Source organism: Streptomyces sp. NPDC107522 (assembly GCF_055657525.1).
In genome coordinates this window covers 298,710-324,033 of record NZ_JBVKAU010000003.1, presented here as the reverse complement: position 1 = coordinate 324,033, position 25,324 = coordinate 298,710, and the positions used below count along the sequence as shown (strand labels likewise).

The window sequence follows — 25,324 nt, the reverse complement described above, 5'->3', positions numbered from 1 at the left end:
CCGGACGGACTGGCTCCGCCTGGGGCCTGAGGCCCCGGTACGCTGCGGTACGCCGCTCAGGTCCCACGACAGAAAGGCAGCCCCACCTGTGACTGCGATTTCCCAGGGGCGTAAGCGCCGGGCCGCGCTGGTGAGCGCCGTGTGCGCCCTGGTCGTGTCGGGAACGGGGCTGACGGGATGCAGTGAGGACCCCGACGAGGGCACCAACGGGGTCGGCAAGCTGCCGGCCGCCGAGATCCAGCGCAAGACCCGTACGGCCGCCGACTCCGCCGAGGCGGTGCGCCTGTCCGGGAACGTGGTGACCAGCGGGCGCACCTACAAACTCGACATGCAGCTGAAGACCGACGGGGCGACGGGGTCGGTCACCGTGCAGGGGGCGACCTTCCAGCTGCTGCGGATCGGGGAGCAGCTGTATCTGAAGGCCGGCGCCGACTTCTGGAGCGATGCGGACGGGCAGGGCGGCGGCAAGGCGGACGCGGCGGCCGCGGACAAGCTGGGCGGCAAGTACGTGAAGGTGCCGCAGGCCGATCCGTCGTACAAGAAGTTCAGCGGCTTCACGGAGAAGGCCGTCCTCCTCGACGGCCTGCTGACCCTGCACGGCACGCTGGCCACCGACGGCCACCACGAGCAGGCGGGCATCCGCACCATCCGCATCACCGGCGACAAGGGGTCCGGCGGCACCCTGGACGTCTCCCTCGAGGGCGCCCCGTACCCCCTGCGCCTGACCCGGGCGGGCGGCGCGGGCACCTTGACCTTCTCCTCCTGGGGCAAGGACTTCCCCCTGGAGAAGCCGGCGAAGGACGAGACGGTGGACTACGGCAAGCAGCTGCCGACGTCGTGACGGCCTGAGCGCTGCGCCGACCTGCCTAGCGGCGCCGCTTCTTTTTCTTCAGCAGCAGCCGCGGCAGCCCCGCTGGGATCGGCTGACGTGTCGTCGCCGGGGAAGGCAGCGGCGCCTCGGCCAGGGAGCCGTCCGGCAGCGGGGCGGTCGTTCCGGTCGGCTCCAGGCGCAGCACCCGGCATTCGCGGGCCCAGCGCTCCGGCATCGCCTCGCCGTCGGGGGCGTTCAGGCGCTTGCCCTTGAGTTCGGCGACCGCGGCGTCCCAGTGCTCGGACCCCGGCGCGAGCTCCACGACCTTCGCCGACCAGGAGACCAGCCGGCCCCCCTTGTCCTTGCTGCGGACCGTCACCTCGGCCGCGGCCCCGTCGGTCAGCCCCGGCAGCGGCTGCTCGCCCGGACCGTCGCCCACGACACACGCGGCACCCTCGTGCCAGACGTGCCACAGCGCCCGGGCCGGGTGACCAGGCCCCTTGACCCAGATGAGGCCGGACTTCTTGGTGGCCTCCTCGACGAGGGCCTGGTCGAGCAGCTCGCTAGTCATGGCGCAAGACTATCCAGCCGCGTCAGGCGTGTCCGGGCCGGTCAGAGCCATCCGTTCCGCTTCAGCGTGCGGTGGATGCCGATGCAGATCACCGCCGTGATCCCGAGCACCATCGGGTACCCGAACTTCCAGCGCAGCTCCGGCATGTAGTCGAAGTTCATCCCGTACACACCGCAGACCATCGTCGGTACGGCGATGATCGCGGCCCAGGAGGTGATCTTCCGCATGTCCTCGTTCTGCGCGACGGACGCCTGCGCCAGGTTGGCCTGGAGGATCGAGTTCAGCAGCTCGTCGAAGCCCATGACCTGCTCCTGCACGCGGGCCAGGTGGTCGGCGACGTCCCGGAAGTACTTCTGGATGTCCGGGTCGATCAGCCGCATCGGCCGCTCGCTCAGCAGCTGCATGGGACGCAGCAGGGGCGACACCGCGCGCTTGAACTCCAGGACCTCGCGCTTGAGTTGGTAGATCCGCCCCGCGTCCGTACCGCGCGGCGAGCCCTTCCGGCCCGGCGAGAAGACCTCGGTCTCCACCTCGTCGATGTCGTCCTGCACCGCGTCGGCGACCGCGATGTACCCGTCCACGACATGGTCGGCGATGGCGTGCAGCACGGCCGACGGGCCCTTGGCGAGCAGCTCGGGGTCGTCCTGCAGCCGGTGCCGCAGCGCCCGCAGCGAGCCCTGCCCGCCGTGCCGGACGGTGATGAAGAAGTCCCGCCCGGTGAAGCACATGACCTCGCCGGTCTCGACGATCTCGCTGTTGGCGGTGAGCTCGTCGTGCTCGACGTAGTGGATGGTCTTGAAGACGGTGAAGAGCGAGTCGTCGTAGCGCTCCAGCTTCGGGCGCTGGTGGGCCTGCACCGCGTCCTCGACGGCCAGCGGGTGCAGCCCGAACTCGCCGGCGATACCGGAGAATTCGGCCTCCGTCGGCTCGTGCAGCCCGATCCACACGAAGCCACCGTCACGCCGCACCTGGCGCATCGCCTCGTGCGGGGAGAGGGGCTTTTCGCTCTCGACACGGGCGCCGCCCCGGTAGACGGCGCAGTCGACGACGGCGGAGGGCGTCGCGGGGTCGCGGGTGGTGTCGTAGGTGCCGTTGTCCTTGCGCAGCGAGACGCGGGACGGGCGGACCACGGCACGCAGGTCGCGGATCATCGACATGAGCAGGCTCCTTCGCGGGCGGGCAACGAAGCGTGCAGGGCCGCGGCACGGGTGGAACTGCCCGGAATGGGGACGTCCTGACCTCAGGATGTTTGGCACGTCCACAAAGCGGGGAGCACCGCACCGTCGCGGTGATGGGCTTCGTTGCTGGAACAGATCAGACCGATCAGGCAAAGCGAAACGAAGTGCTCTTCCGCGGGAGGACGCAAGCGTGAAAGGCGGCGGTCAGCCAGAGCCGGAACAGCCGAATCAGCTACATCAGTGGCGGGAAGAGCGAGTGGTACTGCACGGTCGACTTCGATCCATAACAGCCCCACCTCCTCCGGCCGGTCCCTCGTGAGGGACGTTCCATACCCCGTCAGGGGTTCCCCGTAGGGGAGTCTCCATCCTGGCGTCGGGACTCGATCGCGACGCTTCTGCATGCTGTCCCGAACACCGGGCAAGAGTATCAGCCGACTGAAGTGTCAAGGCGCTGCTTTGCCCGGTGCTGACGAGTTCTATGCTCGCCGCATGGCTGATGTTCTCCCTCTGGTCGAAGCCCGGTTGCGCAGCGCTCTGGGCGAACCGGACGCGCGCGCGGCGGTCACCTTCCTCGGTACGGACCGCATCGAGGTGCTCCGTTTCCAGGAGGGCGACATCGTCCGCTACGCCACGCTCGGTATGTCCGCGCAGCCCATGAGCGACCCCACCGCGGTGGTGGCCGACCCGGTCAAGGGCCCCCGCGCCGAACTGGTCCTCTCGGTCCGCTCGGGCCTGGCCGACACCGACAAGGTGCTCCGCCCGCTCGCTGTACTCGCCGCGTCCCCGCAGGTGGAGGGTGTGATCGTGGCCCCGGGCGCCTCCCTGGACGTGGGTGAACCGCTGTGGCCCGGCGCCCCGTTCACCTCGGTCCTGGTCGCCGAGCCGGGCGGGCTGGTCGAGGACCTGGAGCTCGACGAGCCCGCCGACCCCGTGCACTTCCTGCCCCTTCTGCCCATGACCCCGAACGAGGCCGCCTGGAAGCGCGTGCACGGCGCCCAGGCCCTCCAGGAGCGCTGGCTGACGAACGGGACGGACCTTCGCGACCCCGCCCGCACCTCCGTCCCGCTCGACTGACAGTGGCGTGAGCAACCTCACCAACCGGTGGCTGAAAAGCGTCAGTTGGCGAACACGGTGACACTGTCCTCGGTGGCGTGCCTGGTCTCCAGTGCCTCGGCCTCGTCCGTGAGGGCCTTCCGCCGTACGACGACCACGAGCGCGCCCGCCACGGCCGTGACCGCGGCCACCACGAACGGGACGTGGACGCTGCCGGTCCACTCCTCGATCCTCGGCGCGAAGTAGGGCGCGGCCGCCGCCGCGAACCAGCGCACGAAGTTGTAGCCCGCGCTCGCCACCGGACGCGGCGCGTCCGAGACGCCGAGGGCCAGCTCCGTGTAGACGGTGTTGTTCACGCCGATGAACGCGCCGGACAGGACCGTGCAGACGACGGCGGTGGTGTGGTCGCCGTAACCGAGCACGAGTACGTCCACGGCCAGCAGCACCAGCGAGCCGCCGAGCACCTTCAGCGAACCGAACCGCCCCTGCAGCCGCGGCGCCACGATCACCGAGAACACGGCGAGCAGCACACCCCAGGCGAAGAACACCGCGCCCGACCGGTACGGGCTCATGTCCAGCACGAACGGCGTGAAGGCCAGCACGGTGAAGAACGTGTAGTTGTAGAAGAACGCCGAGACCGCCGCGGACGCGAGGCCACCGTGGCCGAGGGCCCTGATCGGGTCCAGCAGCGACGTCCTGCGGGCCGGCTTCGGCTGCTCCTTCAGGAACACCGCGATGCACAGGAAGCCGACGGCCATCAAGAAGGCCGTGCCGAAGAACGGGTAGCGCCAGCTGGCGTCCCCGAGGAGCGCGCCCAGCAGCGGCCCGCAGGCCATGCCGAGACCGAGGGCGGACTCGTACAGCAGGATCGCCGCCGCGCTGCCGCCGGCTGCCGCGCCGACGATGACCGCGAGGGCCGTGGAGACGAAGAGCGCGTTGCCGAGGCCCCAGCCCGCCCGGAAGCCGACCAGCTCGCCGACGGAACCGGACGTGCCCGCGAGCCCGGCGAAGACGACCACGAACGCCAGACCCAGCAGCAGGGTCCGGCGGCCGCCGATGCGGCTGGAGACGAAGCCGGTGACCAGCATGGCCACGGCGGTGATGAGGAAGTACGAGGTGAAGAGCAGGGAGACCTGGCCGGGCGTGGCGTTCAGGCCGCCCGCGATGGACGGCAGGATCGGGTCGACGAGGCCGATGCCCATGAAGGCGACGACGGACGCCCCGGCGGTCGCCCATACGGCCGTCGGCTGACGCAGAGAGATAGATGGCATATACATATATTAAGTTAGGCATGCTAACGACGCAAAGCGCATGCGGCTTCCTTCGTGAAACGGGTTCCGCCCGGTCGGGTGATCGTCCTTGACGTGACGCGGAAGGGGTAGGACCGTGGGGCCCTATGAGGGGCGAACCCAGTTGCCCGAAGTGTGGTGGCCGGGTCAGGGCTCCCGGACTCTTCGTCGACACCTGGCAGTGCGATGTGCACGGCACCGTGCATCCGGTGCAGCCTGTGATCCCGCCCAGCGTCGAGGCCCTCAGTGTTGTCGTGCACCGCACGCAGGTGCCGGTGTGGATCCCGTGGCCGCTGCCGATCGGCTGGCTGTTCACGGGCGTCGCCAGCGCGGGCGACGACCGCAGCGGGGGCCGTGCGACGGCCGTGGCCTGCTCCGGGCCCGGACCGCTCGGCGGCGTGGGCGAGTTGATCCTGGTCGCCGAGGAGCTCGGCGTCGGGCTCGGCGCGCGGTATGCGGGCATCGACGGGCCGGATCCCGGGCCGTACATGAACGTCGAGAAGCCGCCGCAGGCCAAGGTCCTCGCCGCGGGGCGGCCGACGCCGCTGTGGCATGTGTCGGGTACGCCCGACGACCGTGCCGTGTTCGCGGGGGAGGCGCTCGGGATGTGGCTCTGGGCGGTCGTGTGGCCGGAGCAGTCGGGGTTGCTGATGTACGACGAGCTGGTGCTGACGGATCTGCGGGATGCGGGGGCCGAGGTGGATCTGGTGCCCTGCGGGGCGCTTTCGCCGCGCTTGCTTGAGCCGTAGCGCCCACTGGGGTGGGGTGTGCTGAGGGGCGTGCGCGGCTGGTCCTGGGTTGCTCGCGCCCACGCGGCGGAGCCGCATATCGATACAGCCCCGCGCCCCTGGGTGCCTCGATGTAAGGGGCGCTTGGCTGTGCGGGTGTGACAGGGGGCTTGAAAATCCGGTTATCCTTGAGCGTCCCCGTTAGCGTCGTCACCGTCTGGAGTTCGCGTCGTGCGTATTGATCTGCACACCCACTCCTCCGCTTCCGACGGTACGGACACGCCGGCCCAGCTGGTGCTCAATGCCGCCGCGGCCGGGCTGGACGTGGTGGCGCTCACCGATCACGACACCACACGGGGGTACGCCGAGGCCATCGCCGCGCTGCCGGAGGGGCTCACGCTCGTCACCGGGGCCGAGCTGTCCTGCCGTATCGACGGTGTGAGCATGCACATGCTGGCCTATCTGTTCGACCCCGAGGAGCCGGCGCTGCTCGCCGAGCGGGAGCTGGTGCGGGACGACCGGGTGCCCCGGGCCCAGGGAATGGTCGCCAAGCTCAACGAGCTGGGTGTGCCGGTGACATGGGAGCAGGTGCTGCGGATCGCCGGGGACGGTTCGGTCGGCCGGCCGCACGTCGCCTCCGCGCTGGTCGAGCTGGGGGTCGTACCGACCGTGGGCGACGCCTTCACCGAGGACTGGCTGGCCGACGGCGGGCGGGCCTTCGTGGAGAAGCACGAGACCGACCCGTTCGAGGCGATCCGGCTGATCAAGGCCGCGGGCGGCGTCGCCGTCTTCGCGCACCCGGCCGCGAGCAAGCGGGGCCGTACCGTGCCGGAGTCCGCGATCGCCGAGATGGCCGCGGCCGGGCTCGACGGCATCGAGGTCGACCACATGGACCACGACCCCGACACGCGCGCGCGCCTGCGCGGGCTCGCGAAGGAGCTCGGGCTGCTGACCACCGGGTCCAGCGACTATCACGGCAGCCGCAAGACATGCGTGCTCGGGGAGTTCACGACGGATCCCGAGGTGTACGGGGAGATCACGCGGCGGGCGACCGGGGCGTTTCCCGTGCCGGGGGCCGGCGGGGTCTGAGCTTCCTCACCCACAGGTCCGTTCCTTCTCACCCGGCGCTGCACGCTGCCCTTTTTTCGCAAGGCTCACCCATGTTCGACCTCGCCGTCTTCGGCTCCCTCTTCCTGACCCTCTTCGTCATCATGGATCCCCCCGGGATCACCCCGATCTTCCTCGCGCTCACCGCCGGCCGGCCCGGCAAGGTGCAGAAGCGCATGGCCTTCCAGGCTGTGTGCGTGGCGGGTGGGGTGATCGCGGTGTTCGGGCTCCTCGGTCACCAGATCCTCAACTACCTGCATGTCTCCGTCCCCGCGCTGATGATCGCGGGCGGGCTGCTGCTCCTGCTGATCGCGCTCGACCTGCTCACCGGCAAGACGGACGAGCCCAAGCAGACCAAGGACGTCAACGTCGCCCTCGTACCGCTGGGCATGCCGTTGCTGGCGGGGCCGGGCGCGATCGTCTCCGTCATCCTCGCCGTGCAGAAGGCCGACACCGTGGCCACGCAGGCGTCGGTGTGGGCGGCGATCCTCGCCATCCACGTCGTGCTGTGGCTCGTGATGCGGTACTCGCTGCTGATCATCCGCGTCATCAAGGACGGCGGTGTGGTCCTGGTGACGCGGCTCGCGGGCATGATGCTGTCGGCGATCGCCGTGCAGCAGATCATCAACGGCGTCACGCAGGTGATCCAGGGCGCCTGAGCCGCCGCCGTATGCGCGAAGCCCCCGTCCGGCCTGGGTGCCGTACGGGGGCTTCGAAGCTTCTGCGGGGATCCGCGTCTGTTATGAGCGTCCGTTGCGAGCGTCTGTTGGGAGCATCTGTTACGAGGCCGAGGTCTCAGCCGGGCGGATCCACAGCCGCTGACCGATCGAGGCGGCCTGCTGAACGATCCGGTTGACGGAGGCGGCGTCCACGACGGTGCTGTCCACGGGTGTGCCGTCGACCTCGTCGAGTCGCATGATCTCGAAGCGCATGGCTTCTCCCTTCGTCTGGTCATCCTCCTGAGGAGAACTGCTGGGTTCACACTTGGTTACACACGTATGCAACGGTCTGCGTGTTACAAACATTCCCTACGCTAAAGAAATTTTTCGAACGGCTAACTACTGACCGGTAAGCGGCTGGTGAGAGATCACCGCGGGACTGACCGGGACCGGTTGTGTTCGCAGCGTGACCGCCGGGACAATGGAGGCGATGAACGACGACCTCGCGGCGCTCGGCGCCCGCATCGACCACACCAACGAGCTGCTGCAACGCATGCTCGCCGAGGTGGCGAAGACGCCTTCGACCCATGCGATCTTCGTAGACGCGGGTTATCTGTACGCCGCCGCGGGACGCCTGGTCGCCGGGACGGAGGACCGCCGGGCCTTCGATCTGGACGCGGAGGGCCTGATCGAGGCGCTCATCGACAGGGCACGCACGATCTTCGCGGACAGCAGGCTGCTGCGGGTCTACTGGTACGACGGTGCGCGGCGCCGTATCCACACGGCGGAGCAGCAGTCGATCGCCGAGCTGCCCGATGTGAAGGTGCGGCTGGGCAACCTCAACGCCAACAACCAGCAAAAGGGCGTCGATTCACTGATCCGGACCGACCTGGAGTCCCTGGCCAGACACCGTGCCATCAGCGACGCGGCACTGCTCGGCGGGGACGAGGACCTGGTGTCGGCGGTCGAGGCGGCGCAGGGGTACGGAGCGCGGGTGCACCTGTGGGGCATCGAGGCGCCGGAGGGCCGTAACCAGGCCGAGCCCCTGCTCTGGGAGGTCGACAGCCAGCGCACCTTCGACCTCGACTTCTTCAAGCCGTACGTCTCCCGGCGCACCGCCGCCGCGTACGAGGCGGCGGGGGCCCGGCCCACCCGGGAGGACGTCCGGTTCGTCGGCGCGCAGATCGCGGCGAAGTGGCTCGCGGCGCGGGGGCGGGAGTCGCTGGTCGAGCTCCTGCCCGGGCACCCTTACCTCCCCGGCTCGGTGGACCAGGACCTGCTGGTGGAGGCGGAGGGGCTGCTGCAGTACTCGCTGCGCGGGCAGGCCGATCTGCGGCGGGCGCTGCGGGACGGGTTCTGGGAGCACCTGCAGGCGCAGTACTAGCGGCGGGGCCGCTCCCGGCGGCGCTGGGCTCGGGCTCGGGGGCCTGGCTGTCCTCGTGCCGCCCTAGGCGTCCGTGGGGCGACGGCCGTCGGTGCCGTCCACGCTGTCCCAGAAGTCGGCGACGGCCTGGGCGGTGAGCAGGGGCTGGTCGGCGTTGGGGGAGTGCTCGGCGCCGGGGATGACCGTGCGGCGGGCGTGCAGCCGTACGGCCATGTCGTCCAGGACCGGGACCGGCCAGGTGTCGTCGCTGGCGCCGGACAGGACGTGGAACGGGAGCGGGACGGCGGCGAGTTCGTCGACGCGGTCCGGTTCCGTGCACAACTGGCGGCCGGTGGCGAGGAGTTGCGCGGGCTTCGTGCCGAGCCAGCGGCGGCGCAGCAGGTCCTGGCCGCCGATGCCGCGGGCCGGCCCGCCGACCTCCTCGGGCGGGCCCATGGCGAGGATCGCCTCCCAGGTCTCGGCCATGTTCATCACCGCGAGCGCGTCCCGCAGCAGTTTCACGCGCTGCTGCTGGGAGTCGGAGATCTGGGCGGGGCCCGATGCCATGAGGGTGAGTGACCGGAACGGGGAGTGGTCGAGGAGTACCGCGGCACGGGCGATCTGGCCGCCGAGGGAGTGGCCGAGGAGGTGCAGGGGGGTGTCGGGGCCGACCGGGCCCTCGGTGCCCTCGGGGTCGTCGAGGGTGCGGAGGGCTGCTGCCTGGGCGAGCACGTCCCGGGCCAACTCTGCCTGTGCGTACGGGGCTTCGTCGTGCTCGGGGCCGTCCGACTCGTGCTGGCCGCGTCCGTCCACGGCGATCGTGCGGTAGCCGCGTGCCGCGAGCGGCTCGTGCATGAGCGTGAAGTCCTCCTTGCTGCCGGTGAATCCGGGGAGCAGGAGGGCTACGCCGCGCAGCTTCACGTCGGGGGCGGCCGGGGAGTCGACCACGGCGAACGTGCCGCGGGGGGTGTGGAGGGGGTAGGCGCGGGCGTTGGGGGGCGGCGTGGCGGCGGGTTGGGTGGTCACGTTGGGGAGGGTAGCGGGTGGGGGCGGGATGTGGGTCGGCGAGTGGTGGGCCGGTGCTGCGGTGGCCCTCGGGGGGCTCGCCCCCTCCGCCCCTACCCGTCCCGTCCCTGGGGGCTGCCGCCCCCAGACCCCCGCTTCGGCCCTGAAGGGGCCTTGTCCTCAAACTCCGGACGGGCTGAAGGCGACAGGAGTGTGGGAGTCGCCGCAACGCCGACGGCCCGGCCCCACATGATGCGGGACCGGGCCGTCGTGCGGGAGATCAGCTCTCCGCGGGCTCCGCGGCGGCCGTCGCCTTGCGCGTACGGCGCACCTTGGGCTTCACCTCGGCCGTGCCGTCGGCAGCCTCCACGGTCGCCGTGGCCTTGCGGGTGCGGCGGCGGGGTGCGGGCGCTTCGGCGTCCGTCGGCTCGTGGGTGGCCTGGGCCGGGATGTCCGCGGCCAGGGTGGAGGACGCCGCGGTCTTGCGGGTGCGGCGTGCCTTCGGCTTGGCCTCGGCGGCCTCGGCCGTGTCCACGGCGGCCTCAGCGGTGGCCGCTGCCTTGCGGGTGCGCCGGGGCTTGACCTCGGCGGCCTCCGGCTCGGCAACGGTCGCGGTGGCCTTGCGCGTACGGCGCGGCTTCGCCTCCGTCGTCCCCTCGGCCGTGTCGACGGCGGCTTCGGCGGTGGCGGCCTTGCGCGTACGCCGCGCCTTGGGCTTCGCCTCCGCAGCCTCGGCCGTGTCCACGGCAGCCTCTGCCGCGGCGGTCGCCTTGCGCGTCCGCGGCGTCTTCGGCTTGGTCTCCGCGGCCTCGGCCGTGTCGACGGCCGTCTCGGCGGCAGCGGTGGCCTTGCGCGTACGGCGTGCCTTGGGCTTGGCCTCGGTGGGCTCCGGCTCCTGGGCCGTCTGGGCCGGGATGTCGGCCGTCTCGACGGACGCCGCGGTCTTGCGGGTGCGGCGCGTCTTCGGCTTGGTCTCCGCGGCCTCGGCCGTGTCGACGGCCGTCTCCGCGGCGGCCGTCTCCGCGGCGGTCGTCGCCTTGCGGGTGCGGCGGCGCGGCTTGGACTCCGTTGCCTCCGCGGCCTCCGGAGCCTGCTGTACGGCCTCGGTGGTGCTCTCCGCCGTGTCGACGGCCGTCTCCGCAGCGGTGGTCGCCTTGCGGGTGCGGCGGCGCGGCTTGGTGGCCGTGGCCTCCTCGGCTTCCGTCGCCTGCGGGGCGGCCGTGACAGGCTCGGACGCCTGCAGGGCTTCGGACGCCTGCACGGGTTCGGATGCCTGCACGGACTCCGAAGTGGTCGCAGCCTCGGCCGAAGTCGCCTTGAGCTCCGCCGACTTGCGCGTGCGACGGCGGCGCGGGTTCGCCGGGGCTTCCTCGGAGACGTCCAGGGACGGGCCCTCCGCCGTCGTGACCGCTGCCTGCGCGGCGTCCGCGGACGTGGCCGTCACGGCCGGAGCCGGCTCCGTCGACGCCCCGCCGCGGGTGCGGCGACGGCGGCGCGGGGTGCGGGGCGCGGTGACGGAGTCCGCCGAAGTGGCCTCGGCGGTCTCCTCGGGCGTCGCGGGACCGTTGGCGGGCGTCGGCGTCCCGTCCAGCGGCGACCCGCTGCGCGTACGGCGGCGGCGACGCGGCGTACGAGACGGGCGCTCGCGGTCGGACGAGGACGAGCGGGACTCGTCCCGGCCGCCTCGGGCACCGCGACCGCGCCCACCGCGGCCGCCGGTCTCACCGAGGTCCTCCACCTCCTCCGCCGCCAGCCCGGCGCGCGTGCGCTCCGAGCGGGGCAGGACACCCTTGGTGCCCGCGGGGATGTTCAGTTCCTCGAAGAGGTGCGGGGACGTGGAGTACGTCTCCGGCGGGTCGTTGAAGTTCAGCTCCAGCGCCTTGTTGATCAGCTGCCAGCGCGGGATGTCGTCCCAGTCGACCAGTGTGATCGCGATGCCCTTGTTGCCCGCGCGGCCGGTGCGGCCGATGCGGTGCAGGTACGTCTTCTCGTCTTCCGGCGACTGGTAGTTGATGACGTGCGTCACACCCTCGACGTCGATGCCGCGGGCGGCGACGTCGGTGCAGACGAGAACGTCCACCTTGCCGTTGCGGAAGGCGCGCAGCGCCTGCTCACGGGCGCCCTGCCCGAGGTCGCCGTGGACCGCGCCGGAGGCGAAACCGCGCTGCTGGAGCTGGTCGGCGAGGTCTGCCGCGGTGCGCTTCGTACGGCAGAAGACCATGGCCAGTCCCCGGCCGTCGGCCTGCAGTATGCGCGCGACCATCTCCGGCTTGTCCATGTTGTGCGCGCGGTAGACGTGCTGCGCGATGTTCGCGACCGTCACACCCTCGTCGTCCGGCGCGGTGGCGCGGATGTGGGTGGGCTGCGACATGTAGCGGCGCGCGAGGCCGATGACCGCGCCCGGCATGGTCGCCGAGAACAGCATCGTCTGGCGCTTGGCCGGCAGCATGTCGATGATCTTCTCGACGTCGGGCAGGAAGCCCAGGTCGAGCATCTCGTCGGCCTCGTCGAGGACGAGCGCCTTGATGTGCTTGAGGTTGAGCTTCTTCTGCCCCGCGAGGTCGAGCAGTCGGCCCGGGGTGCCGACGATGACGTCGACGCCCTTCTTGAGGGCCTCGACCTGGGGCTCGTAGGCCCGGCCGCCGTAGATGGCGAGGACGCGTACGTTGCGCACCTTGCCCGCGGTCAGCAGGTCGTTGGTGACCTGCGTGCACAGCTCGCGCGTGGGGACGACGACGAGCGCCTGCGGGGCGTCGGTGAGGGCCTCGGGCTTGGCGCGGCCGGCCTCCACGTCGGCGGGGACGGTGACGCGCTCGAGGAGCGGGAGGCCGAAGCCCAGCGTCTTGCCGGTGCCGGTCTTGGCCTGGCCGATGACGTCCGTGCCGGAGAGGGCGACGGGGAGGGTCATCTCCTGGATGGGGAAGGGAGTGGTGATGCCGACGGCTTCCAGGGCCTCGGCGGTCTCGGGAAGGATTCCGAGCTCTCGAAAAGTCGTAGTCAGGGTGCTGCCTCTTCTGTGTGCGCGGTGCGAGGCGAGCGCGGGGGGTCTTTGACGGACCGTGCCGGGGGACGTCGGCTGCCATACGGTCGGGCCGTAAGGCACGGGACCACTGCCGACGCTCTAGCGCTCGTACCGCTGAGGGTGTCCCCCTCCGGGCTTCGTACGCGGAGTGCCGTACGGCCGTGGAGGGCTGTCGGGTCGGAGCCGATCGGGCCACCGACCGGGCATCCTCATAACGTGCGGCCCGTCGAGATACGTCTGAGTACTCAGCGGGCGCATTACCACCATACCCCGGAAACACGCACATGCGATGGCCGAATTGGTCACGTAGTCGGCGTCACAGTGATTGACCAGGGACTTCCGTGACGCGGTGAGCGGGCTATTGTGCGCTTCATGACGACGTCTGACAACACTCCTGACGCCTCCGACACCGCAGACTCCTCCGCCGAACACACCGGGGTCGCCGCCCAGGACTGGGCGCGGGCCTCCGCCGATCCGCAGTACCGGGCCGCTGTCGTGGACCTGCTGGGCGCGCTGGCCTACGGGGAGCTGGCGGCGTTCGAGCGGCTGGCGGAGGACGCCAAGCTGGCGCCGACGCTGGCGGACAAGGCGGAGCTGGCCAAGATGGCGTCGGCCGAGTTCCACCACTACGAGAAGCTGCGCGACCGGCTCACCGAGATCGGGGCCGAGCCGACGCAGGCCATGGAGCCGTTCGTCGCCGCGCTGGACGGGTTCCACAAGCAGACGGCGCCGTCCGACTGGCTGGAAGGGCTCGTCAAGGCGTACGTCGGTGACTCGATCGCCAGTGACTTCTACCGGGAGGTCGCGGCCCGGCTCGACTCGGACACGCGAGGGCTGGTGCTGGCCGTGCTGGATGACACCGGGCATGCGTCGTTCGCCGTGGAGAAGGTGCGGGCCGCTATCGATGCCGATCCGCGTGTGGGTGGGCGGCTTGCGCTGTGGGCCCGGCGGTTGATGGGGGAGGCGCTGTCGCAGTCGCAGCGGGTGGTGGCCGATCGGGACGCGCTGTCCACGATGCTCGTGGGTGGGGTCGCGGACGGGTTCGATCTCGCGGAGGTCGGGAAGATGTTCTCGCGGATCACTGAGGCTCACACGAAGCGGATGGCTGCGCTGGGGCTGGCGGCGTAGGGTTCCCGCCCCTACCCGTCCCCTCCTGAAGGGACGCTGCCCCGTCGACCCCGGGCCCTGGGGGCTGCCGCCCCCAGACCCCCGCTCCGGCCCTGAAGGGGCCTCTCCTCAAACGCCGGACGGGCTGAAGACGTACGTCAGTCGTCCGGCGGCCGGTCCTCTGGGGTCACGCGGTCGCCGAGTGGCGGCGGAGTCTTCCCGCGGGGCGTACCAGCAGGGAGAGCGAGGCGGCGGAGACGACGGCCGCGCCGATGAGGACCACGAAGAGGTTGCCGAAGTCCAGCGCGGTGTGCGTGATGAAGGCGCCGAAGAGGCCGCCGGCGACACCCGTCGGCAGGACGAGGGAGCGCGCGGGCAGGCGGTGCGGCAGGCGGTGGGCGGCAGCCCAGGCCAGGGCCAGGCCGAGGATCGCGGAGCTGAGCGCTTCCAAGAGCATGTTGGGGTCCCTCCCACATGGCCGACCTGCTCGAAACGGTCGTAGCCCGTCATACCCCTGACCTGCGGAATGCAATCCTCCCCCGTGATCGACTTGTGCTCCATCTGTGGAGACGGAACGGGGGACGAAACGGGGAGGGGCCCGGCGACCGTAGTCACCGGGCCCCTCCCGTGAACGCCTGTCTGCCGACGCCTGCCTTACAGCGCGCCGAAGCCCACCTTGCGCGGGGCCGGCTCACCGAGCTCCACGTATGCGAGACGGTCGGCCGGGACCAGGACCTTGCGGCCGTGCTCGTCCACGAGGCTCAGCAGCTGCGACTTCCCGGCCAGCGCCTCGGACACCGCCCGCTCGACCTCCTCGGCACTCTGACCGCTCTCCAGAACGATCTCGCGGGGCGCGTGCTGCACGCCGATCTTGACCTCCACGGCTTTGTCCCTCCGACGGTCAGTGAAGTGCGCGACCTTCCGCGCCGTACCCAGCACACATTAGCCCGGTGAGGGGACGTACACCCTCCGCCCAAGAACGCCAGGAGCGAACAGCGGGCGGGAACAAATGCCCGGCCCGTCGGCGAAGGCCACGCGCGCGTGCGCGGCAGGTGCGTGGTAGTACGGCCACACGCGCGCGTGCGCGTCGGTCATGCGCGGTCGGTCAGTGGTGCTCGGTGCCGTGCAGCGGGAAGCCCGCGATGCCGCGCCACGCCAGGGACGTCAGCAGCTGCACCGCCTGGTCGCGCGGAACGCTGCGGTCGCTGTGCAGCCAGGAGCGGGCCACCACCTGGGCGAGGCCGCCGAGGCCGGAGGCGAGCAGCATGGACTCCGCGCGCGAGAGGCCGGTGTCCTCGGCGATGACGTCGCAGATCGCCTCGGCGCACTCGTTGGTGACCTTGTCGACGCGCTCGCGCACGGCGGGCTCGTTCGTCAGGTCCGACTCGAAGACCAGGCGGAAGGCGCCGCCGTCGTCCTCGACGTACGCGAAGTACGCGTCCATCGTCGCCCGTACGCGCTGCTTGTTGTCGGTCGTCGATGCAAGCGCGTTCCGTACGGCCTGGATCAGGGACTCGCAGTGCTGGTCCAGCAGGGCGAGGTAGAGGTCGAGCTTGCCCGGGAAGTGCTGGTAGAGCACCGGCTTGCTGACGCCGGCGCGCTCGGCGATGTCGTCCATCGCGGCAGCGTGGTAGCCCTGCGCGACGAAGACCTCCTGGGCGGCGCCCAGGAGCTGGTTCCGTCGGGCACGGCGCGGCAGGCGAGTGCCCCGCGGGCGTGCCGCCTCTGTCTGCTCGATGGCTGTCACGCCGCCTCCCAAAGTCGTCCACATGCGGTGTGCGCCGCGCCGCCATCGTACTTTTCGGTAACCCGGCTGTGCGCGGTGCGAGCGCAGAATTTCACGGACCGGACGGTGGCGAAAGTCGCGTAGAAGGTTTGAAACCAGGACCAAACGGGCAGCAAGCGGTCTCTTTCCTGCTCAGCGGCGCTCTTTTTCGCGCCAGAATGCACCCTGGTTCGCGCTCGTACGCGTTCGTTAGTGTTCACCGGCCCCGTGTGCGCGCCCGCGTCACCGGTAGTCGTCCTCGTCGATGGAGACGACGCGGGCCTGTTCGACCAGATCGGCCTCGTTGGCGCGGTCCGGGTTCACGGCGGTCATCGGGTCGTCGCGGTCGGGCCTGACGTCGGCGTGCTGTTCGGCCGCGTCGGCCGTGGGGGCCTCGACGTCGAACTCCTGGGCTTCCTCGGTGTCGTCGTCCACGAAGGTCTCGGGATCGGTGGGATCGACGGCCATGGTGGCTCCCTTCCTAGAACGTCCCCGTGGGGCACGACGTCCCTGGGCGAAGCAGGGGTCCACATGCGGGTGCCCTGCGTACGAGCCTAGGAGACACCCGTTCCGGACGCTATGCGATCTGCGGGGGATCTGTGGGCAATTCGGACGGGCCTCCCTCCATGGGTACACCGGTCAGGCGTCTGCCATGTACGTGTCGAGTTGTGACGCCGAACACATGAACCAGGGCGTGATCCTCTCGTAACATTGCCGCATGTCTTCGACCGAGCTCCCGTCCGTGCCGGCCGCCAATGTCCTCCCCAAGGTGGCGGCCGTCCGAGTCGGGGAGGGCGAGCGGCTGCGGTCGGTCGGGCTGCCGGGCATCACGCTCACGGTGCGCTCCAGGCCGCCCGCGCGCGAAGGGCTGCCGCCCGCGCTGTACGTGCACGGACTCGGTGGTTCCTCCCAGAACTGGTCGGCGCTGATGGAGCAGCTCGAGGGCGACGTCGACTGCGAGGCCGTGGACCTGCCGGGCTTCGGCGACTCGCCGCCACCGGACGACGGCGACTACTCGATCACCGCGCACGCACGCGCGGTGATCCGCTATCTCGACGCCTCCGACCGCGGCCCCGTACACCTCTTCGGCAACTCGCTCGGCGGCGCGGTCACCACGCGCGTCGCCGCGGTGCGCCCCGACCTGGTTCGTACGCTCACCCTCGTGTCGCCCGCGCTGCCGGAGATCCGCGTCCAGCGCAGCGCCGTGCCCACGGCGCTGCTCGCGGTGCCGGGTGTCACCGCGCTCTTCACCCGGCTCACCCGGCAGTGGACGGCGGAGCAGCGGGTCCGTGGCGTGCTGCACCTTTGCTACGGCGACCCCGGGCAGGTGACGCCGGAAGGATTCCGCAACGCCGTCGAGGAGATGGAGCGGCGGCTGCAACTGCCGTACTTCTGGGACGCGATGACGCGTTCCGCGCGCGGGCTGGTCAACGCCTACACGCTGGGCGGCCAGCACGCGCTGTGGCGCCAGGCCGAGCGGGTGCTGGCGCCGACGCTGCTCGTCTACGGCGGCCGGGACCAGCTCGTGGGCTACCGCATGTGCAGCAAGGCCGCGCGCACCTTCCGTGACTCCCGTCTGCTGAGCCTGCCGGAGGCCGGGCACGTGGCGATGATGGAGTACCCGGAGGTGATCGCCCGGGCGTTCCGTGAACTCCTCGCGGAGACGGGGGAAGCGGCGGCCGGCGGGCGTGCCGCCGTCGAGGGCGCGACCTCGCGCGTGGGTGTGGGCGTGGACGAGGGCGACGCAGTGACCGAGAGCGCGGGGAGCTGAGGCGCGACGTGGGACGCCACAGCCGCCGCGGATCCGCCGCCAAGCGCGACACCGCGGACACAACTGCACGACGGGGATCCCGGGGAGCACAGCCGGAGGCGGACGCCGACCGGCGGGGGCCGTCCGTACCGGGCACGGGTCCCGGACGGGTTCCGGCTGCGCGGCCGGGTACGGCTCCGGGGGCGGGGCAGGGCGGCTGGCCGCAGTCCGGCGGGCCTGGTGGTCCTGCTGGTCCTGGCGGGCCTGGTGCTCCCGGCGGGCCTGGCGGGCCTGGTGCTCCCGGCGGGCCTGGCGGGCCTGGCGCGCCTGGTCCCGGTGGTCGCCGAGTGTCGGGGCCACCGCTGGGTCGGCAGGGGATGCCGACGGGTGGGGCGCCGGCGTACGGAGGACCCGGGGTCCATGACGGTACGCCCCCGCGGGGGGTCCCTCGGCTGCCCGACGGCACGCCTGCGCAGGGTTTTGTGAGGTTGCCGGACGGCACTCCGGCGCATGGCATGCCGAGGTTGCCGGACGGTACTCCGGCGCATGGCATGCCGAGGTTGCCGGACGGTGCTCCGGCGCACGGCATTCCGCGGCTGCCCGACGGCACGCCCGCGCAGGGTTTTCCGCGGCTGGCGGACGGCACCCCGGCGCACGGCGTTCCGCGGCTGCCCGACGGCACGCCCGCGCACGGCTTTCCGAGGCTTCCCGACGGGACTCCCGCCCACGGCGTTCCCCGTCTGCCGGACGGGACTCCCGCCCACGGCACCCCCCTGATCCGCGGCGGTCACCCCGAGCCGCGTGAACCCGGTGGTGGCTGGGGTGAGCTGAGGGGGCGGACCGGGGTCGCTCGCGGGGCTTCCGGGGCGGCCGGTGCTCCGCCTGCGACCGGCGTTCCCCTTCCGCGGCCCCGGCAGGCGCCGCCGTCCGAGGGGCCCCGGCAGGAGTACCTGGACGCCTTCGGCGAGGACGGCGGCGACGACGTGTTCGCGCCCCGTACGTCCGGCTCCACGCACGTCGCCGACCCGTACGCCTCCGTCACCGACTGGGACACCGGGACCGGCATCGGCGTCGCGAACGACACCGACCTCGACGACGACGCCCCGCCGACCGGCGAGCCCGTGCCGGCGAAGGGCGCCAAGGGCCGGACCTTCACCGGCATCGCGGCCGCCGCTGTCGTCACCGCGCTGGCCGTCGTGGTCGCCGGGCAGGTCGCGAAGGGGCGGGACGACAGCGACGTACAGTCGCGGTCCGCCGCCGATCAGGCGCGGGACGCCCGTGACTCGGCCTCGCGCGGGGACGGGCGGCCGGTGCCGTCCGGTGTGCCGAGCGTGCCGCCGCTGACGTACGAGCAGAAGATGGGCGAGAAGTACGCGCTCGGCGCCACGCTCAAGGGCTCGGGGAAGTTCGACGCGATCCCGGGGATCGACAAGGCGCCCGGTGCGGGGCAGAAGTTCACCTATCGCGTGGACGTGGAGCAGGGGCTGGGGCTGGACGGCGAACTCTTCGCCGAGGCCGTGCAGAAGACGCTCAACGACGACCGCAGCTGGTCCCACAACGGCGCCCGCACCTTCGAGCGCATCTACTCGGGCAAACCCGACTTCGTCATCACACTGGCCAGCCCCGGCACCACCGCCGTCTGGTGCGCCAAGTCCGGACTCGACACCACCGAGGACAACGTGTCGTGCGACTCGGCCGCCACCGAGCGCGTGATGATCAACGCGTACAGATGGGCGCAGGGGTCGAAGACCTACGGTGACCGGATTCACGCGTACCGGCAGATGCTGATCAACCACGAGGTCGGGCACCGGCTCGGCTTCAGCCATGTCACCTGTGACAAGGACGGCGATCTCGCGCCGGTCATGCAGCAGCAGACCAAGTTCCTCGATCACAACGGGATCCACTGCCGGGCCAACCCCTGGCCATATCCCGGGAGTTGACGGATGGTTCATACATCACATTGACATGTGCAGCGTGTTGATCCATATTTCTGCACATGTCGACCCGTCACGCCTCTTCTCGCGCCGCCATCGAGCTGGCGCTCATCGGTGTGACCGCTCTGTGCGTGGCCGACATTCACTGTCGCTGACGCTCGCCCCTCGGCGTTCGCGTCGCGATCTTCTCCTTCTCCTGTGAGTCGCTGAGTCGCTGACGGGGTCCGACCCCGCGGCTCTTCTCACGGGTTTCCGACGACCCGGCGCCGGGGCAGACGTCTGCTCATTTCCGTCTCACTCCGCGTCAATCCGTCTCGCCATCCGAGACTGGTCGAGCCGAGTCGGTTCTCGACCGTCCATGCGAGATCCATCAAACCGAGAGGTCGTCTCCGATGCGTCATCCGTCCGTCATAGCGCGCCGCGTGGCCGCGGCATCCGTCAGCCTGGTCGTGGCAGCGGGCGCCGCCGCCTGCGGGCCTGAGGACAACGATGCCAAGGGCGCCGGCGGCGACTCCACGCCCCACAAGGGCGGCACGCTCACGGTCCTGAACTCCAGTCCGCAGCAGGACTTCGACCCCGCCCGCCTGTACACCTCCGGCGGCGGAAACGTCCCGTCCCTCGTCTTCCGCACGCTCACCACCCGCAACCGCGAGAACGGGGAGGCCGGTGCCGAGGTCGTCCCCGACCTCGCCACCGACACCGGGCGCCCGAACAAGGACGCCACCGTGTGGACGTACACCCTCAAGGAGGGCCTCAAGTACGAGGACGGCACCCCGATCACCTCGGCCGACATCAAGTACGGCATCGAGCGCTCCTTCGCGCCCGAACTGTCCGGCGGGGCACCCTACTTGAGGGACTGGCTGATCGGCGGCGCCGACTACGAGGGGCCGTACAAGGACAAGGGCGGGCTCGACTCGATCGAGACGCCGGACGAGCGGACCATCGTCTTCCGGCTCAACAAGCCCGAGGGCGAGTTCCCGTACCTGGCCACGCAGACGCAGTTCACGCCCGTGCCGCAGGAGAAGGACACCGGCACGAAGTACGAGGAGCACCCGGTCTCGTCCGGGCCGTACAAGGTCGTCAAGAACGAGAACGACGGTGAACGGCTCGTCCTGGAGCGGAACACCTACTGGTCCGCCGCGACGGACGCCGAGCGCAAGGCGTACCCGGACAAGATCGACGTACGGTCCGGGCTGGACTCGTCCGTGATCAACCAGCGGCTGTCCTCGTCCCAGGGTGCTGACGCGGCCGCGGTCACCACGGACACGAACCTCGGGCCGGCCGAGCTGGCCAAGGTGACGGGCGACAAGGAACTTGCTTCTCGCGTCGGCACCGGCCACTTCGGCTACACCAACTACATCGCGTTCAACCCGACGATCAAGCCGTTCGACAACGTCAAGGTGCGGCAGGCGATCTCGTACGCCATCGACCGGTCGTCCGTGGTCAATGCCGCGGGTGGTTCGGCGCTGGCCGAGCCCGCCACCACCTTCCTGCCGGACCAGAAGTCCTTCGGCTACACGCCGTACGACCACTTCCCGGCGGGCAAGGCCGGTGACCCGGCCAAGGCCAAGGAGTTGCTGAAGGAGGCCGGTTACGCGAACGGCCTGACCATCACCCTGACCCACTCCAACGCCAAGGACTTCGAGACCAGCCCCGAGATAGCGACCGCCATCCAGGACGCGCTCAAGAAGGCCGGCATCACGGTCAAGCTGCAGGGTCTGGAGGAGAACGACTACTCCGACAAGATCCACAACGTGAAGACCGAGCCCGGCTTCTTCCTCGCCCACTGGGGTGCCGACTGGCCCTCCGGCGGTCCGTTCCTCGCCCCGATCTTCGACGGCCGGCAGATCGTCAAGGACGGCGCGAACTTCAACACGGGCCTGCTCGACGACAAGTCGGTCAATGCCGAGATTGACGCGATCAACAAGTTGACCGATCTTGACGCCGCCGCCAAGCGATGGGGCGCACTGGACAAGAAGATCGGCGAGCAGGCCCTGACCGTGCCGCTGTTCCACCCGGTCTACAAGCGGCTGTACGGCAAGGGCGTCAAGAACGTCGTGATCAGTGACTGGACCGGCGTACTGGACATCTCCCAGGTCGCGGTCAAGTAGGTCAACCAGGTCAAGTGGATCAAGTAGTCAATGGATCTGGTCAAGTCATCATGAGCGAGGCCTTGTTGACCTCCCAGGCCCCCGGGGCGGACACCGCCGTCCCGGGGGCGTCGGGGGCTCGTCAGTTCTGGCGGCGGCTGCGAACGCAGCGTGCCGCCCTCGTCGCGGCGGTCGTCGTCGCGCTGCTCGTCCTGGTCGCGCTCGCTGCGCCGCTGCTCACCGCGCTCGAGGGCCAGGACCCCACCACCTACCACCCGTCCCTGGTGGACTCCGCGCGCGGGGGCGTGCCCATCGGGTCGTTCGGGGGAGTGAGCGCCGACCACTGGCTCGGCGTCGAACCGCAGACCGGCCGGGACCTGTTCGCGCGGCTGGTCCACGGCGCGCGTGTGTCGCTGGGTGTCGCGCTGGCGGCGACGGTCGTGCAGCTCGTGCTGGGCGTCGTCATCGGCGTCGCGGCCGGACTCGGCAACCGCTGGGTGGACCTTCTCCTGACCCGGATCGCGGACATCTTCGTGGCCATGCCGCTGATGGTCGTGGCGCTCGCCCTGCTCGCCGTCGTGCCCACGAGCTTCCCGCGCCCCGTCCTGGTGGCTCTGGTCGTCGGACTGGTCTCCGGCTGGGGCACGCTCGCCAAGATGGTGCGCGCGCAGACGCTCACCCTCAAGGAGCTCGACTACGTCGCCGCGGCCCGGCTCAGCGGCTGGGGCACCGTCCGGATCGCCCGCCGCGAGCTGCTCCCCGGCCTCGCGGCCCCCGTCATCACCTTCGCGGCGATCCTCGTCCCGACGAACATCACCGTCGAGGCCGCCCTGTCCTTCCTCGGCGTGGGGGTGAAGCCGCCGACGCCCTCCTGGGGGCAGATGCTGACCTCCGCGGACGTCTGGTACCAGGCGGCACCGCAGTACCTGCTGCTGCCCGCGGGCTCCCTCTTCGTGACCGTCCTCGCCCTCACCGTGCTCGGCGACGGCGTACGCACGGCCCTCGACCCGCGCGCGGCCTCGCGGCTGCGGGTGGGGACGGGGCGCGAGCAGGAGACGACGGAACACAAGCAAGAGGCGAAGGGGAGGGCGTCATGAGTGGTTTCGGTGGATTCGTGCTGCGCCGGGCCGCCGGTGCCGTGGTCACCCTGTTCGCCCTCTCGGTGATCATCTACGTCGTCTTCTACGTCACCCCCGGCAACGTCGCCCAGATCACCTGCGGTCCGCGCTGCTCGCCCGCCCAGGTGCAGCAGGTCGCCGGGCAACTGCACCTCGACGACCCGCTGTACACGCGTTACTGGCACTTCCTGCAGGGCCTCTTCGTCGGCCAGGACTACTCCACCGGCACCTCGGTCCAGCACTGCTCGGCGCCCTGCCTCGGGCTGTCGTACCAGAGCGACCAGCAGGTCACGGAGCTGATCCTGGCGAAGCTGCCGGTCACGGCCTCGCTCGCGCTCGGGGCGATGGTGCTGTGGCTGGTCATCGGCGTCGGCACCGGGGTGCTGTCGGTGTGGCGGCGCGGCCGGTTCAGCGAGCGGCTGCTGACCGCGCTCACGCTCGCGGGCATGTCCACGCCCGTCTTCGTCATCGGCCTCGTCCTGATGATCGTCGTCTGCGGACAACTGGAGCTGCTGCCCTTCCCGCAGTACGTCGCCTTCACCGACGACCCCGAACAGTGGGCCTGGAACCTCCTGCTGCCCTGGCTGTCGCTCGCGCTGATCGAGTCCGCCACGTACGCCCGGCTGACCCGGGCCTCCATGCTGGAGACCCTCGCCGAGGACCACGTGCGCACCTTCCGGGCCTACGGCGTCGGGGAGCGGGCGATCATCCGGCGGCACGCCCTGCGCGGCGCGGTGGCCCCGCTGATCGCCGTGAACGCCAACAACCTGGGCGTCCTGTTCGGCGGAGCCGTACTCACCGAGACGCTGTTCGGGCTGCCCGGCATCGGCCAGGAGCTGGTCGAGGCGGTCAAGGTCGTCGACCTGCCGGTGGTCGTCGGCATGGTCCTGGTGACCGGCTTCTTCGTGGTTCTCGCCAACGCCGTCGCGGACGTCCTGTACGCGGTGGCCGACCGACGGGTGGTGCTGGCATGAGTCTGGTCGACGTCACGGACCTGACGGTCGAGTTCGGGTCCCTGCGCGCCGTGGACGGGCTCTCCTTCCGGCTGGAGCAGGGCGCCGCCCTCGCCCTCGTCGGCGAGTCCGGCTCCGGCAAGTCCACGGTCGCCGCCGCCCTGCTCGGCCTGCACCGCGGTACGGGCGCGCGGGTCGGCGGCGGGATCGAGGTGGCCGGCGTCGACGTACGGAAGGCGCCTGAGGAGGCACTACGGCGGCTTCGTGGCGGAAAGGCCGCGATGGTGTTCCAGGATCCGCTGTCGTCCCTGGACCCGTACTACGCCGTCGGGGACCAGATCGCCGAGGTGTACCGCGTGCACACGCGTGCCTCGCGACGAACCGCACGCGCGCGTGCCGTCGAGGTGCTGGACCGGGTGGGCATTCCGGACGCCGTACGGCGATCCCGTGCCCGTCCCCACGAGTTCAGCGGCGGCATGCGCCAGCGCGCCCTCATCGCCATGGCGCTGGCCTGCGAACCCGACCTGCTGATCGCCGACGAGCCCACGACCGCGCTCGACGTGACCGTCCAGGCCCAGATCCTGGACCTCCTGCACACCCTCCGCGAGGAGACCGGCATGGGCCTCCTCCTCGTCACGCACGATGTGGGCGTCGCCGCCGAGAGCGTCGACGAGGTGCTCGTCATGCGGCACGGACGCGCGGTCGAACACGGGCCGGTCGCCACCGTCCTCGGCTCGCCCGCGCAGCCGTACACGCGCGAACTGCTCGGTGCCGTCCCGCGCGTCGACGCTCCGCGCCCCGTTGACGCGGCGGCGGAGGAACCGTCTGCCGCCTCGGCGGAGGTCGTCCTGGAGGCGAGCGGCCTGCGGCGCGAGTTCGGGCGCGGGAAGCGGGCGTTCACGGCGGTGGACGACGCTTCGCTGAGGATCCACCGCGGCGAGAGCCTCGGGATCGTGGGGGAGAGCGGCAGCGGCAAGACCACGCTCGGGCGCATGCTCGTCGGCCTCCTGGAACCGACGGCGGGCGAGGTCCGTTACGACGGCCACGCGCGCGTGGGCCTCGATCCGGCCGTGCAGATGGTCTTCCAGGACCCTGTCTCCTCCCTCAACCCGCGCCGCAGCGTGGGTGAGTCGATCGCCGACCCGCTCCGCGCGCGTGGGGAGCGTGACGAGGGGCGCATCCGAGGGCGTGTGCGGGAACTGCTGGAGCGCGTGGGGCTCGAAGCGGCGCACTACGACCGCTACCCGCACGAGTTCAGCGGCGGTCAGCGCCAGCGCGTCGGCATCGCGCGGGCGCTCGCGGCGGACCCGCGCGTCATCGTCTGCGACGAGCCCGTCTCCGCGCTCGACGTCACCACCCAGGCCCAGGTGGTCGCCCTGCTCGGCGAGTTGCAGCGCGAACTCGGGCTCGCGCTCGTCTTCGTCGCGCACGACCTCGCCGTCGTACGCCAGGTCAGTGACCGGGTCGCGGTGATGCAGCGCGGCCGGATCGTCGAACAGGGCCCCGTGGACGAGGTGTACGACAACCCGCAGGACCCGTACACCAAGCAGCTCCTGGCCGCCGTACCCGCACTCGACCCGCGGATCGCGGCCCAGCGGCGGGCCGCACGACGGGAGTTGGCCGTGGTGTGACCGTGACCGTCCGAGCCGTTCAGGTGTGACGATCCGTATGCGTGTGATCTCTTAGCGCGACGGAACGCGACCTGCACGGGAAAGTTACGACCGTTCACCCCTTTTGGTGGCGCGATGGACAACCGTCCATCGCGCCACCGCCTTGTCCGCATACGTTCGTCCCGCTGCGAGCCGCCGGAGGAACGGCGGC

24 protein-coding genes are annotated in these 25,324 nt (G+C 70.9%); 14 read left to right on the top strand and 10 right to left on the bottom strand.

The features are described from left to right. The first annotated feature begins 88 nt into the window (after positions 1–88). A complete protein-coding gene (locus ACZ7L6_RS11480; RefSeq protein WP_471922365.1) occupies positions 89–841 on the top strand; it encodes a hypothetical protein in 753 nt (250 codons plus the stop codon). Between the two features lie 25 nt (positions 842–866). On the opposite strand, the gene ACZ7L6_RS11475 is transcribed toward ACZ7L6_RS11480, so the two are convergent. After that, a complete protein-coding gene (locus ACZ7L6_RS11475) occupies positions 867–1,382 on the bottom strand; it encodes a hypothetical protein (protein ID WP_471922363.1) in 516 nt (171 codons plus the stop codon). Between the two features lie 41 nt (positions 1,383–1,423). After that, positions 1,424–2,539, bottom strand: coding sequence for a magnesium and cobalt transport protein CorA (locus ACZ7L6_RS11470; RefSeq protein ID WP_471922361.1), 1,116 nt, complete (start codon positions 2,537–2,539; stop codon positions 1,424–1,426). 510 nt (positions 2,540–3,049) lie between these two features. Between ACZ7L6_RS11470 and ACZ7L6_RS11465 the strand changes: the two genes are divergently transcribed. Next, the gene (locus ACZ7L6_RS11465) at positions 3,050–3,634 is read left to right on the top strand and encodes a suppressor of fused domain protein (RefSeq protein WP_471922359.1); all 585 of its coding nucleotides are present in this window, start codon (positions 3,050–3,052) and stop codon (positions 3,632–3,634) included. Between the two features lie 41 nt (positions 3,635–3,675). On the opposite strand, the gene ACZ7L6_RS11460 is transcribed toward ACZ7L6_RS11465, so the two are convergent. Continuing rightward, a complete protein-coding gene (locus ACZ7L6_RS11460) occupies positions 3,676–4,890 on the bottom strand; it encodes an MFS transporter (protein ID WP_471922356.1) in 1,215 nt (404 codons plus the stop codon). Positions 4,891–5,009: 119 nt separating this feature from the next. On the opposite strand from ACZ7L6_RS11460, the gene ACZ7L6_RS11455 reads away from it, so the two are divergent. The 3 genes from ACZ7L6_RS11455 (at position 5,010) to ACZ7L6_RS11445 (ending at position 7,396) form a co-directional block, all read left to right on the top strand. Continuing rightward, entirely contained in the window at positions 5,010–5,651 is a 642-nt protein-coding gene (locus tag ACZ7L6_RS11455; protein WP_471922354.1) for a DUF6758 family protein, read from the top strand. Between the two features lie 210 nt (positions 5,652–5,861). Next, positions 5,862–6,719, top strand: a complete 858-nt coding sequence (locus tag ACZ7L6_RS11450) for a PHP domain-containing protein (RefSeq protein ID WP_471922352.1) — start codon at positions 5,862–5,864, stop codon at positions 6,717–6,719. Between the two features lie 71 nt (positions 6,720–6,790). After that, positions 6,791–7,396: a MarC family protein gene (locus tag ACZ7L6_RS11445; protein ID WP_471922350.1), complete on the top strand. Its 606-nt coding sequence runs from the start codon at positions 6,791–6,793 to the stop codon at positions 7,394–7,396. Positions 7,397–7,516: 120 nt separating this feature from the next. Here ACZ7L6_RS11445 and ACZ7L6_RS11440 read toward each other — a convergent pair whose 3' ends face one another. Continuing rightward, positions 7,517–7,669 (bottom strand): hypothetical protein, encoded by a 153-nt coding sequence (locus ACZ7L6_RS11440; protein ID WP_398814719.1) that lies wholly within the window; start codon positions 7,667–7,669, stop codon positions 7,517–7,519. A gap of 217 nt (positions 7,670–7,886) precedes the next feature. On the opposite strand from ACZ7L6_RS11440, the gene ACZ7L6_RS11435 reads away from it, so the two are divergent. Next, complete coding sequence (locus ACZ7L6_RS11435) at positions 7,887–8,780, top strand: NYN domain-containing protein (protein WP_384193493.1); 894 nt, start codon at positions 7,887–7,889, stop codon at positions 8,778–8,780. 63 nt (positions 8,781–8,843) lie between these two features. Here the strand turns inward: ACZ7L6_RS11435 and ACZ7L6_RS11430 are convergent, their stop codons facing one another. Further along, on the bottom strand, positions 8,844–9,785 hold the full coding sequence (locus ACZ7L6_RS11430) for an alpha/beta fold hydrolase (RefSeq protein ID WP_471922347.1): 942 nt from the start codon (positions 9,783–9,785) through the stop codon (positions 8,844–8,846). Between the two features lie 259 nt (positions 9,786–10,044). Then, the gene (locus tag ACZ7L6_RS11425) at positions 10,045–12,672 is read right to left on the bottom strand and encodes a DEAD/DEAH box helicase (RefSeq protein WP_471922345.1); all 2,628 of its coding nucleotides are present in this window, start codon (positions 12,670–12,672) and stop codon (positions 10,045–10,047) included. A gap of 477 nt (positions 12,673–13,149) precedes the next feature. On the opposite strand from ACZ7L6_RS11425, the gene ACZ7L6_RS11420 reads away from it, so the two are divergent. After that, entirely contained in the window at positions 13,150–13,914 is a 765-nt protein-coding gene (locus ACZ7L6_RS11420) for a ferritin-like fold-containing protein (protein WP_471922343.1), read from the top strand. A gap of 166 nt (positions 13,915–14,080) precedes the next feature. Here the strand turns inward: ACZ7L6_RS11420 and ACZ7L6_RS11415 are convergent, their stop codons facing one another. The 4 genes from ACZ7L6_RS11415 to ACZ7L6_RS11400 form a co-directional block, all read right to left on the bottom strand. Further along, complete coding sequence (locus tag ACZ7L6_RS11415; RefSeq protein WP_433047193.1) at positions 14,081–14,350, bottom strand: hypothetical protein; 270 nt, start codon at positions 14,348–14,350, stop codon at positions 14,081–14,083. Between the two features lie 197 nt (positions 14,351–14,547). Continuing rightward, the gene (locus ACZ7L6_RS11410) at positions 14,548–14,775 is read right to left on the bottom strand and encodes a DUF3107 domain-containing protein (RefSeq protein WP_019754243.1); all 228 of its coding nucleotides are present in this window, start codon (positions 14,773–14,775) and stop codon (positions 14,548–14,550) included. A gap of 223 nt (positions 14,776–14,998) precedes the next feature. Continuing rightward, positions 14,999–15,640 carry a TetR/AcrR family transcriptional regulator gene (locus ACZ7L6_RS11405; RefSeq protein ID WP_234765491.1) on the bottom strand — a complete coding sequence of 214 codons (642 nt, stop codon included), beginning with the start codon at positions 15,638–15,640 and terminating at the stop codon, positions 14,999–15,001. Between the two features lie 261 nt (positions 15,641–15,901). Continuing rightward, positions 15,902–16,126, bottom strand: a complete 225-nt coding sequence (locus ACZ7L6_RS11400; protein ID WP_471922341.1) for a hypothetical protein — start codon at positions 16,124–16,126, stop codon at positions 15,902–15,904. Between the two features lie 250 nt (positions 16,127–16,376). Here ACZ7L6_RS11400 and ACZ7L6_RS11395 point away from each other — a divergent pair, with 250 nt between their 5' ends. From ACZ7L6_RS11395 to ACZ7L6_RS11365, 7 genes are all read left to right on the top strand, one after another. Then, the gene (locus ACZ7L6_RS11395) at positions 16,377–17,429 is read left to right on the top strand and encodes an alpha/beta fold hydrolase (protein WP_471922339.1); all 1,053 of its coding nucleotides are present in this window, start codon (positions 16,377–16,379) and stop codon (positions 17,427–17,429) included. 356 nt (positions 17,430–17,785) lie between these two features. Beyond that, on the top strand, positions 17,786–19,348 hold the full coding sequence (locus ACZ7L6_RS11390; protein WP_471922337.1) for a DUF3152 domain-containing protein: 1,563 nt from the start codon (positions 17,786–17,788) through the stop codon (positions 19,346–19,348). A 56-nt stretch (positions 19,349–19,404) separates the two neighbouring features. Next, on the top strand, positions 19,405–19,497 hold the full coding sequence (locus ACZ7L6_RS11385) for an Ms4533A family Cys-rich leader peptide (protein WP_341846150.1): 93 nt from the start codon (positions 19,405–19,407) through the stop codon (positions 19,495–19,497). Positions 19,498–19,734: 237 nt separating this feature from the next. Further along, entirely contained in the window at positions 19,735–21,453 is a 1,719-nt protein-coding gene (locus ACZ7L6_RS11380) for an ABC transporter substrate-binding protein (RefSeq protein WP_471922335.1), read from the top strand. A gap of 50 nt (positions 21,454–21,503) precedes the next feature. Beyond that, positions 21,504–22,529 carry an ABC transporter permease gene (locus tag ACZ7L6_RS11375; protein WP_471922333.1) on the top strand — a complete coding sequence of 342 codons (1,026 nt, stop codon included), beginning with the start codon at positions 21,504–21,506 and terminating at the stop codon, positions 22,527–22,529. Then, positions 22,526–23,524 carry an ABC transporter permease gene (locus tag ACZ7L6_RS11370; RefSeq protein ID WP_471922331.1) on the top strand — a complete coding sequence of 333 codons (999 nt, stop codon included), beginning with the start codon at positions 22,526–22,528 and terminating at the stop codon, positions 23,522–23,524. The genes ACZ7L6_RS11375 and ACZ7L6_RS11370 overlap by 4 nt, the downstream gene beginning before the upstream one ends. Beyond that, a complete protein-coding gene (locus ACZ7L6_RS11365) occupies positions 23,521–25,134 on the top strand; it encodes a dipeptide ABC transporter ATP-binding protein (protein WP_471922329.1) in 1,614 nt (537 codons plus the stop codon). The genes ACZ7L6_RS11370 and ACZ7L6_RS11365 overlap by 4 nt, the downstream gene beginning before the upstream one ends. Positions 25,135–25,324: the final 190 nt, after the last annotated feature.